We start from the raw sequence: 11555 nt of genomic DNA on the forward strand, positions 1-11555 counted from the left end.
GTGCTTCCAACGGCAATGGCAACGGCATCTGTGAGGCCACAGCTTCGGTAACGATCACCGAGCCTGTAGCGGTAACGGTAGCTGCATCATCCACCAATGTAAGCTGTAACGGCGCAGCCGATGGTACCATTACGGTCAGCGGCTTAAGCGCGGGCGCAAGCTATACGATTACTTTAAATGGCGGAGACGGGACAGACCTGAGCGGTCAGAGTGCTTTCGCCCCCGGCACCTATACCATTACGGCCAGTGCTTCCAACGGCAATGGCAACGGCATCTGTGAGGCCACAGCTTCGGTAACGATCACCGAGCCTGATCTCGTATTAGCCCCTGTAAGTGGTGGTGATCAGGAAGTGTGTGAAGACGGAAGCTCAGGACAGACACTAACGGCAATGGCCAGTGTAGGTCAGGGCTTCAGCATCGTATGGTATGACGCCAACGGAGCCGAGGTGACCACTCCAGAATTAGTAGGGGTAGGCACAGTAACCTATTACGCAGAATCTGTAAATGATGAAACGGGTTGTGTTAGTTTAGATCGTACAGCCGTAAGCTTAACGATCAATGCGGCTCCTGAAGCCCCTGTAAGTGGTGGTGATCAGGAAGTGTGTGAAACGGGGCCAATTGAGACTTTGACTGCCTTAGCGACGGTTCCTGATGGATTTAATGTTGTATGGTACACTGCAGCAGAAGGTGGTGATGTAGTGGCAGATCCTGTTTTGAGTGATGTAGGTAGTGTAACCTACTATGCAGAGTCTGTAAATATTCAGACCGGTTGTGTGAGTTTATCCAGAACTCCGGTTACTTTGAGTATTTGTAATAATTCACAAATAAGCCTAATCAAAACAAGTGTTCTTGGAGACGAGAATGGAGATGGATTTGCGCAGGCCGGCGAAACAATTGTTTACACATTTACAGTAACCAATACTGGTAATACTAGGGTTTCAGATATTTCGATTGATGATGCTAAGTTGGCTTTAGCAGATTTGGTTATTGAACCGTCAACATTGGCTCCTGGAGAATCTGGAGTTGCTAATGCAACCTATACCATTACTCAGGCAGATATCGATGCAAAACGTGTTACCAACACGGCTCTTGCTGCAGGAACAGATCCTTTTGATAATGAAGTGACCGACATTTCCGATAATGGTGATGAAACAGCAGATGATGATGGTAATGGAGATCCTGCAGATGACCCTACAGTAACCGACTTACCTGCTTTAAGTTCACTTAGCGCCGAAAAATCAGTAACCTTTAGTGATGAGAATGGAAACCTGGCAACAGATGTTGGTGAGACTTTGATTTACACCTTCAGTATAACCAATACCGGAAATACCACGCTATATGACATTTTAATTGAAGACCCGTTGGTTGAAGTAATTGGAGGTCCGATTGATTTGGCTCCCGGGGCAACAGATAGTTCGACGTTTACGGCGGTGTACACAATTACAGCTGAGGATATTGCAAATCAACAGGTTATTAATCAGGCATTAGTTAGTGCATCTACAGCTGCTGGTGACCTTGTGGAAGATTTAACCGATGATCCTGATAACCCTGCAGATGTGGATGCGAATGGAGATGGGGAACCCGATGATCCAACGGTCTATCAGGTAACCGGAGTATTGGCTCAGGAGGATATTGAGATCTTCAACTTTGTAACCCCTAATGACGATGGATTTAATGATTATTTCCAGATTGAGAATATTGAGAATTTCCCGAATAGGGTTCAGGTATTTAATAAATGGGGAGTCCAGGTTTTTGAGACCAGAGATTACAATCCGGATACCGGTAATGTATTCAGGGGTTATTCTGAAGCACGTGCTACGGTAAACCGGTCTTTGAAATTGCCTTCAGGTACGTACTTCTATATCATAAACTATGAACGCGAACCTGGTGATATGCGTAATGTTGCGGGCTATTTATACATTAACTAATCAACGGGAAATGATAAACATTAAAAAGCATTTTGTAATGAAGACTACATTAAAAATATTTCTTATTGCTTTGACGTCTTTGACTTTCCTGAAGCAGGAGTCGGTGTACGCTCAGCAAGATCCTCAATACACGCAGTATATCTATAATCCTTTGGTGATTAATCCTGCATACGCAGGAAATCGCGGAAGGACTTCAATACTGCTTCTGCATCGCAGCCAGTGGGTGGGTCTTGATGGAGCGCCAAGAACGCAAAATCTATCAGTGCATAGTCCAATTGGTCTAGGTAAAGTAGGTTTGGGTTTTAGCCTGGTAAATGATGCATTAGGACCAGCAAGAGAAACAAATTTCAGTGCAGATTTCAGTTATACTATTGAGACCGGAGTAGAAGGTAAGCTGAGCTTTGGTTTAAAAGGGACCTTAAATCTTTTAGATGTGGATTTTAACAGAACAAATCCTTTTAATCTAAATGATCCATTGCTTCAAAATATAGATAATAAACTTTCGCCCAACGTTGGAGTAGGTCTCTTCTATCACGATGACCGGTTTTATGCAGGTATTTCTGCACCCGGTTTATTACAAACCGATCATTTTGATAGAAGTGGGGCTAACTCTGCAGCTAGTTTTATAGCCGAAGAGCGTATTCATTATTACGGTCTTGCGGGTTACGTTTTTGAGCTCAGCCCAACTACTAAATTTAAGCCGTCAACCCTTGTGAAAATGGTAGCCGGAGCGCCACTTTCTGTAGATGTTAATGCTAATTTTTTATTCTACGATAAGCTTACGCTAGGAGCGTCTTACCGCTGGAGCGCGGCTTTGAGTGGCTTGGTTGGTTTTCAGATTTCAGACTCCATGCTTGTAGGTTTTGCTTATGATCGGGAAAGTACAGACTTAGGTAATGCAACCTATAACGACGGTACTTATGAAGTCTTTTTGAGATTTGAACTGTTTAAAGAATACAATCGCATGGTTACACCACGCTTCTTCTAAAAAATAAGGTTTTATGAAACATATATTACTTTTTCTAACGTTTGCCTTAGCCTTAATAAGTTTTGACGTCAATGCTCAGGAGCGTGAATTGGAACGAGCCAATAAAAAGTTTGATCAGTACGCGTTTGTAGATTCTCAAAAGATTTATTTGAAAGTTGCAGAAGAAGGTTATGCTTCTGCAGAGCTTTTCGGGAAATTGGGAGACAGTTTTTATTACAATGCAGATTATGCTGAAGCTGCACAGTGGTATGGTAAACTTGTTGAAGCCTATGCAGATCAGGTTACGCCGGAGCAGTATTTTAGATATGCCCAAAGCCTTCGCGCAATAGAGCGTTACGATACTTCCTTAGAAATGATAGCTCTTTATAAAGCAGGCACATCAGGAGGAGATGAGCAGATTTACGAAAACGGTGGTGGTCAGAATTATGTAGCAGGGACTTATTCAGTTGAAAAATTGGGTATAAATAAAACAGGTTATTCTGATTTTGGGGCTGCTTATTACGGGGAACAGATTTTATTTGCTTCCACCCGGGATACCGGTGTTTTTTCAACCCGTATTCACTTATGGAATAAACAGCCGTTTTTAGATTTATATACCGCAGATGTAAAATCAGGAAAGGTTACAAATGTTCAAAAGCTTACCGGTCCTGTCAATACGTCCTACCACGAGAGTAATGCGGTATTAAATGCTGATGGGACGAGATTGTACTTTACCCGTAACAACTATTCTAAGGAACAGTTTAAAACTTCAAAGAATAACACCAATAAGCTGAAGATTTACGTGTCTGCAAGAAATGACAGTACTTCAGAATGGGGTGAGGCTAAAGAATTGCCTATTAACAGCGATGAGTTTTCCACATCTCACCCTGCTTTAAGTCCTGATGGCAAGACCCTTTACTTTGCTTCAGACCGCCCGGGAGGATATGGAGAATCTGATTTATGGAGCGTTAGTCTCGAAGGAGATGCCGTATTGGGAGAGCCTTCTAATCTGGGGCCTACGGTTAATACTCCGGGTCGTGATGGATTTCCATATGTGTCCCAGCTGGGTTTGCTGTATTTTAGTTCAGACGGTAGAGCCGGCCTGGGGGGATTGGATGTTTTCGTCCTCAACGAGAATAAAATACAAACACTGGGATCTCCCATAAACTCTACCTCAGATGATTTTGCATTTGTAATAAATGAGTCAGACAATACAGGGTATTTGAGTTCTAATCGAGCTAATGATCCTCTTGATGATGATATATACAGTTTTCTCAAGCAACCCTGTGAGACTATGCTAACTGTAACTATTATTGATGATGTGACTAAGAAAGTATTAAGCCAGGCGCAGGTTGAGATTCGTAATGAGCAAAACGAAATTTTAAATAGCGGCTTAACCTCCGGTATGAGTGAGTATAGCTTTAATCAAATACCTTGTGGGGATGTCTATTTTGTACGTGCAAGTAAAGAAGGTTACAGTACAGAGGAGCAAAGCATAGAAGTGTCTGAAGATGAGGAGGAAATCACTATTGCATTAATTCCTGAAAAAATTGAAGCAGGCTTTGATTTGGCTGTGCTTATAGAGCCTATTTATTTCGATTTTGACAAGTCAAATATTAGGCCTGATGCCGCGGTGGAATTGCAGAAAATTATCCAGATTTTAAAAGAGTATCCTGGCCTGCGCATAGATGTGCGTTCCCATACGGATAGCAGGGGTGATGATGATTACAACATGGCCCTGTCTCAGAGAAGAAATGAATCTACCATAAAATATATCATCGAGGAGGGCGGCATCAGTGCAGACCGAATTTCGGGGAGAGGTTATGGAGAGTCGCAATTATTAAATGAATGCAGTAACGGGGTAGCCTGTTCAGAGGAGCAGCATCAATTAAATCGACGAAGTCAATTTATAGTACTTGACAATTAAGTCATGTTTAAAAAGGCACTTTTTTGGTTGTATGAATAAGCTAAAACTGCTTAAAGAATGGCTTCTAAGTAATTGATTATTAAAATAATGTAGGATTTTTTAAACCCGTTTCTTACAAGTGAATGGTGAAAGTATAGATTTGTGGGGTGGTTTTGTGTATTACATCTAAAATAATATGCCTACGCTGAAAAAGTATGCGTTGATATATATATTTGACATACCCAGCTTAATAACGTTCACACCCCTTAAATGCAGTAAATATGCTTTAATAGCGTGTATGAAATAATTTATTATGATGGGTGCTTTCTCTTCCAGACAGTGTCTTGTCGTTTTAAAGTTTCGAATTATATTTATTTTATCAACTCTGATTAAAGGAGGTGATTTTTAGTACAACCCAATTTCAAATAATGCCCCAATGAAAAATTTTTACAATGCAGTTTTAATGCTTGTTGTTTTTTTTGCTTTTCAAATTAGTGCCTTTTCGCAAAAAGAACATGGTTCAAAGAGTTCAGATAACTCTAAAAACGTAGAACTTTCCTTTTACAAAAGTTCAGATAATCCTATAACGTCAGAGACTGTAGATTATTTTGTTGAACTGACAAATAATACCGGTAAGCCGCAAGTATTTCAAATACGTGGTGAAATGATTTCTTGTGATGACGCTTCTTTGCAATCATCAGATGTAAAATTTGAAATCTTAGATAAAAATGGAGTTCCGCTGAAATTAATCAAGATTTCAGAAAACCAAAGGGTCCAATTTATCGTAAGAACAACCAAACTGGACATGAACAAAACCTCCTGGAGCTGTGTGCAGATTCACGCAAAGTCTGACTCTTCTTCACAACAGAATTTTGCTTCTATCTTAATAAAGCAACTTAACCCTGGCGCAAGCAACTTCAAATAATCAACCTATGAAATTAAAAATTACTCTTTCCCTTGTAGGGCTATTTATTTTTAGTGGGATTTTTACTTCACATGCGCAGCTTAAGAACTCTTTTGATGTGCGCTATGAAGGTACATTGCGCGGTAACTTTACGACTATCGCAAACAATATGATGTCCCGTACGGCAACAGGAAATTATACTGGTGAAGATGGTAACCACGATTTTACTGATAATGTTTATGTTGACATAGACTCTGATGCAAGCACGTTTAATTCAAGTAGTGCTAATTTGGTTTCCTTTGGTTCCAATAATTGCATTACAATTAAGAAAGCTTTCCTGTATTGGACAGCAGGCGATAAAGAACCGGGTAGTCTTTCTTCAGATAATCAGCCCGGTTGGAATTACAATCAGGTGAAATTGAAATTGCCTGGTCAATCTTCATATACAACCTATACCGCTGATCAGGTATTGTATAGGGGACGAGATGAGCATTTTCAAAACGATCCTTATGCCTGTGTTAAAGATATAACTGCACAAGTGCAGGCCTTAGGAGCAAATTATGCCGGGACCTATACCGTTGGAAACGTAGAGGCTAAAACCGGAACCATTATTGGTCATCAGGGTGCTAATGGAGGAGATATTATTGGTGCATCTGCCGGATGGCAGCTCGTAATTGTTTACGAGGATGTGAACAGGCCAACAAGAAATATTACGCTTTTTGATGGTTTTGCAAATGTAACCAGAAATTCAGGAGAGAATAATTACGATATCTTATTTGATGGTTTTAGAACTGTACCTAATGGAGCTGTAAATGCTGATGTAGTTTTTGGTGCTTTAGAAGGGGATAGAGATTTAATAGGAGATAGACTTCAAATAAGAAACACAGCCAATACTTTTACTGATTTAAGTACCGGTTTAAGACAGGCAGATAATTTTTTCAATAGTCGTGTTTCTCAGTTTGGCCAGAATTATACAAATAGAACACCGGCTTCTACCAATACCTTGGGTTTTGATGCAGGTGTTTTTAAACTTTCTAATCCAAATAATGCTTTGCTGGGTAATAATCAAACCAGTGCCGTATTTCGTTTAACTTCTAATCAGGAAACCTATAGTTTATATATGTTAGGTTTTGCGGTAGAGGCCTATGAACCGGAGTTAGAGCCAATGCTACTTACCACTGCGTTGGGTAATAATCCTGTAGTTTTTCTAAACCAAAATATTGATGTTTCTTTTAATGTTAAGAATTATGGTAACGATGATATGCGTGATTTGCGTGTGCGTTATGAACTTCCCAGAAGTGTAGAATATTTAAACCCTATTAACTTACCTTCAGGTGTTACTGCATCTTACGATGCTGCAACACGAATTCTTACATTTGCTGTTGCTGATAACCTGGTTGAAGATACGGACTCAAGTTTTCAAATAGGTTTTAGATTACGGGTTTCAGATGATTGTTTGTACGCTGGATCAAGTTTTACCATACAGACTTCTTCCACATATCGAGGAGTTATAAATCCTAATGAAAAAACGTCAGGGTCTTCAACGGCTCTTGTGAATGGCTGTCCTATTGGGAATAATGAGCCTGTTCGTGTTTATATAGATCCAAGTTCGTGTACTGAATTCTGTTCTGGAATTGATACGGACAGCGATGGTTTACCTGATAATTGTGATGATGATGATGATAATGATGGTATTTTAGATGCAAATGAAGGAAACAGTTCTAACGCTTTACTAGTAAATCCTACGGATGCAACCGTGAGTAATTTGAACAATACCAGAACAGGTATTTTTCCTTTGGATCCTCAGGGGCCTGCAACCTTGCCTAATGGAGGGGTTAAAGTAAGTGTATTGAGTTACGGCTCTGGTACAGTTACCAATAATAGATGGCGAATTTATCAGCCACCTCTAACCCAAGGTATAATTAACATAAATGGTGGTGATGTTCCTTTTGCAACAAAGTACTTAGATGTTATAAATGGTATTCCGAGAACCGTTGAGTTTGATTACGGTGTTTCTGCGTCAGCTTTGTCTACAGCAACTTCTAAATATACTTATATTGTTGGTATAGCAGGTTTAGGAGGGGCGCCCGGAGCTTCGCCAGAAAATGGAATAGATGTATTTAATGTTCCTTTACGTGTAATTGGAAATGTTGATGTATTCAATACAGGCTTTTATTCAACATTTGCAGGAGAAACACCTCCGGTAGAGAATGATTTGGGTAATACAATAAGTTCTTCACGACCAAATCAGTTTCAGGGATATACTTTTTTCTATATTAATGATCGTGATGTTTCTAAATTTCAAATTGAATTCAAAAACGAAGATCCACACGGTATTATTTTCGGTGTTCTGGAAGAAAAATTCAGAGACACTGACGGAGATGGTCTGGTTGATTCTAGAGATGTGGATTCAGATAATGACGGTTGTTATGATGCGATTGAAGGTGCGGGTAATTTTAATAAGCTTGACTTAACTGCAGATTTTAATTTGGCAAACACACCGGGAGGTGTTAATGCTAATGGAGTTCCAACAATTGCGGGTTCTCCTCAAGGAAATACTCAGGCGGTTATAGATAATACCATCTCAGAATGTTTTGTTCCAACTGCGGTTGATGATTTTAGACAGGTTAACGTTAATACCTCGTTAAACATTGACGTATTGTCGAATGATGATTTTGGTGCAGATGGTGCAAATACTACAGCTCCTCTTGTAATTGTTCAGCAACCTGTTAATGGTTCAGTGGTCATTAATAATAATGGTACACCGTCCAATCTTTCAGACGATACCATCGTTTATACTCCTAATACAGGATATGAGGGCACAGATACATTTAGATATAAAATTGTTGATTTTGATGGTGATGAGAGTTTTGCAACCGTAAATATTACAGTTAGCGATGTGATTGTTGTTCCTCCTGGTGAGCGCGGTTGTGATTGTGCTCCGCTTTATGGAGACTCAAGATTTACAAACCCGGTATTGGTTTCTGGTTCAAACAATCAGGTAGGAGCGGTTTACCGATTCTCAAATGTTTTTGCAGACAGTCCTAATCCTATAGATGCTCTTGTTAAGATTACGGCCTTCAATAATGGAGCAACTTTGCTCGATATTGATGTGAGTACTGAAGGTGTGGCTAATAATTTTCAGCCTAGAATTAACAGTACAAATAATGGTGATCAAAGTGTAGCTTTTGAAATCACATTTGTTTCTGGAGGCGGTACTTATGGCGATGAGGTTGAAATTTCATTCTTCGGAACTCCATTTGATATAGATGGTGATAGTCAGGCAACCCGCGAGTATGCTGAGTTGAGTTTACCCGACGCGTATTACCAATCTCAAAATACCCTAATCAACATTGAGCGGAAAACAGCTTCGGTGCGCGGTACAGCAATTAATCCTACTACAGCTCCGGGCGGAGACATTTCTGTTGATTCAAGATATACATTTAGTAATTATTGGGAAGGTAAGTCAAAACTTAACTATGTTATAGGTAAGGAGAATGGAAATATTGACCGTTACTATTCCCTGGCATTAAGGAATGCTAATTATACTGATCCGCAGTCTACTATAATTACCGCTCCTGTGATTTGCGGTAATGTTTCAGATGAAGGCGGAGATCCTTTAAGTGGGGTTACGGTTTCTTTGTCTGGTTCAGACGGAAGTTCAGCAAGTACTACTACGGATATTAATGGTAACTACCGTTTTGCAACTGCAATACCTTCTGCTTTAGTAAATGTGACCTATACAATCACAGAGGTAGATCCTACGGGATACGTGAGTGTGAATGATGTGGAAGGTGAGCCGACAGATAATAAAATTACAAGGATAATCAATTTGATTTCTTCTTGTGAAAATAATTTTGTTGATGATGGGCGTCCTGTTGCTCAGGATGATGCCGCTATTGCAAGTCCGCTGAGACCTGTTCAGCCGGTTAATATTGATGTTCTTGCCAATGATACTTTTGGTCCTGACGGTCCTTCAGAAGGAACTATTACTATTGTAACACAACCAGCTTTCGGTAGTGTTGCTGTTAATCCAGGTGATTTGGCAAACGATCCGTCTGATGACTTCATAGTTTATACCCCTCCAACTCTCAATTTACAAGCTACGAGTTTTGTTTATAAAATCTGTGATTCTGACGGAGATTGTGATGAGGCCACTGTTCTTATCAATATTTCTAATGATGTTCCTGAGGCAGAAGATGATACATTCACGGTTTCAGAAGATTCAGAAAATAATGTCTTAAATGTTTTGGCTAATGATTTCTTCGGAAACGACGGTGCAGGATCTTTATCTATAGTAAATACTACTCCAAACGGTGATCTGTCGGTAAATGACAATGGAACACCGGGAGATGCGTCAGATGACTTCCTGGTATACGCGCCAAACGAAAATTTCTTCGGAACCGACACTTTTACGTATCAAATTTGCGATGCAAATAATGATTGTGTTACTGCGACGGGTACGATTACGGTAGAGGCAGACCCTGTTCTTTCCGTTGAAAACGTGGAGGTTATGGAAGGTCAGCCGCTTACGTTTGTATTTACTTTAGCGGAGGTGTCTGTAGAAGATGTGGTAATTAGTGTAAGTACCTCAAATGGTACGGCTACAGCGGGATTGGATTATGATGCTGTAGTAAACGAAACAATAACAATCCAAGCAGGTGAGTTGACGGCAAATTATACGGTAAATTCTCTTGAAGATACTATTTATGAGCTTTCCGAAAACTTCACTATAACCGGAACGGTTCAAACTAATAATACCAGAAATCTTGTTGCGGAAGCTACAGGAACGATCACCGACAATGACGGTAACGCCCCTGCGATCAGCATTGCAGATGTAACGGTAAGCGAAGGAGACGATGCTGAATTTGTAGTTACTTTAGACAAGCCAAGCTTTGAGGATATCGTAGTAGACATCACCTTTGCTGATGGCAGTGCTACCAATCCTGAAGACTATACCGATGGTACCCCATTGCAGGTAACCATCCCTGCGGGATCAACTACCAGCGAACCTATTGTGTTCCCAACGGTAGACGACAATATATTTGAACCATCCGAAAACTTCACGGTAACAGGTACGGTATCAACCGGAACAGTATCTAACAGTCCTGTAACAGCTAGCGGTACGATCACCGATAATGACGGTAACGCCCCTGCGATCAGCATTGCAGATGTAACGGTAAGCGAAGGAGACGATGCTGAATTTGTAGTTACTTTAGACAAGCCAAGCTTTGAGGATATCGTAGTAGACATCACCTTTGCTGATGGCAGTGCTACCAATCCTGAAGATTATACCGATGGTACCCCATTGCAGGTAACTATCCCTGCGGGATCAACTACCAGCGAACCTATTGTTTTCCCAACGGTAGACGACAATATATTTGAACCATCCGAAAACTTCACGGTAACAGGTACGGTATCAACCGGAACAGTATCTAACAGTCCTGTAACAGCTAGCGGTACGATCACCGACAATGACGGTAACGCCCCTGCGATCAGCATTGCAGATGTAACGGTAAGCGAAGGAGACGATGCTGAATTTGTAGTTACTTTAGACAAGCCAAGCTTTGAGGATATCGTAGTAGACATCACCTTTGCTGATGGCAGTGCTACCAATCCTGAAGACTATACCGATGGCACTCCATTGCAGGTAACCATCCCTGCGGGATCAACTACCAGCGAACCTATTGTTTTCCCAACGGTAGACGACAATATATTTGAATCATCCGAAAACTTCACGGTAACAGGTACGGTATCAACCGGAACAGTATCTAACAGTCCTGTAACAGCTAGCGGTACGATCACCGACAATGACGGTAACGCCCCTGCGATCAGCATTGCAGATGTAAC

5 protein-coding genes are annotated in these 11555 nt (G+C 40.7%); all 5 read left to right on the top strand.

Annotated elements, in window-relative coordinates:
- Positions 1-1928 (top strand): DUF7507 domain-containing protein (locus LLW17_RS18565; protein ID WP_228231793.1); only part of this gene is annotated, 1928 nt, incomplete at its 5' end.
- Between the two features lie 37 nt (positions 1929-1965).
- Positions 1966-2916 carry a PorP/SprF family type IX secretion system membrane protein gene (locus tag LLW17_RS18570; RefSeq protein WP_228231794.1) on the top strand — a complete coding sequence of 317 codons (951 nt, stop codon included), beginning with the start codon at positions 1966-1968 and terminating at the stop codon, positions 2914-2916.
- Between the two features lie 13 nt (positions 2917-2929).
- The gene (locus tag LLW17_RS18575; RefSeq protein WP_228231795.1) at positions 2930-4822 is read left to right on the top strand and encodes an OmpA family protein; all 1893 of its coding nucleotides are present in this window, start codon (positions 2930-2932) and stop codon (positions 4820-4822) included.
- 415 nt (positions 4823-5237) lie between these two features.
- Positions 5238-5726, top strand: a complete 489-nt coding sequence (locus tag LLW17_RS18580) for a hypothetical protein (RefSeq protein ID WP_228231796.1) — start codon at positions 5238-5240, stop codon at positions 5724-5726.
- A 7-nt stretch (positions 5727-5733) separates the two neighbouring features.
- Positions 5734-11555: Ig-like domain-containing protein (locus LLW17_RS18585; RefSeq protein ID WP_228231797.1), on the top strand; the 5822-nt coding region annotated here is incomplete at its 3' end.

Origin of the sequence: Leeuwenhoekiella parthenopeia (assembly GCF_020782115.1) — a bacterium.
Taxonomy (GTDB): Bacteria; Bacteroidota; Bacteroidia; order Flavobacteriales; family Flavobacteriaceae; genus Leeuwenhoekiella; species Leeuwenhoekiella parthenopeia.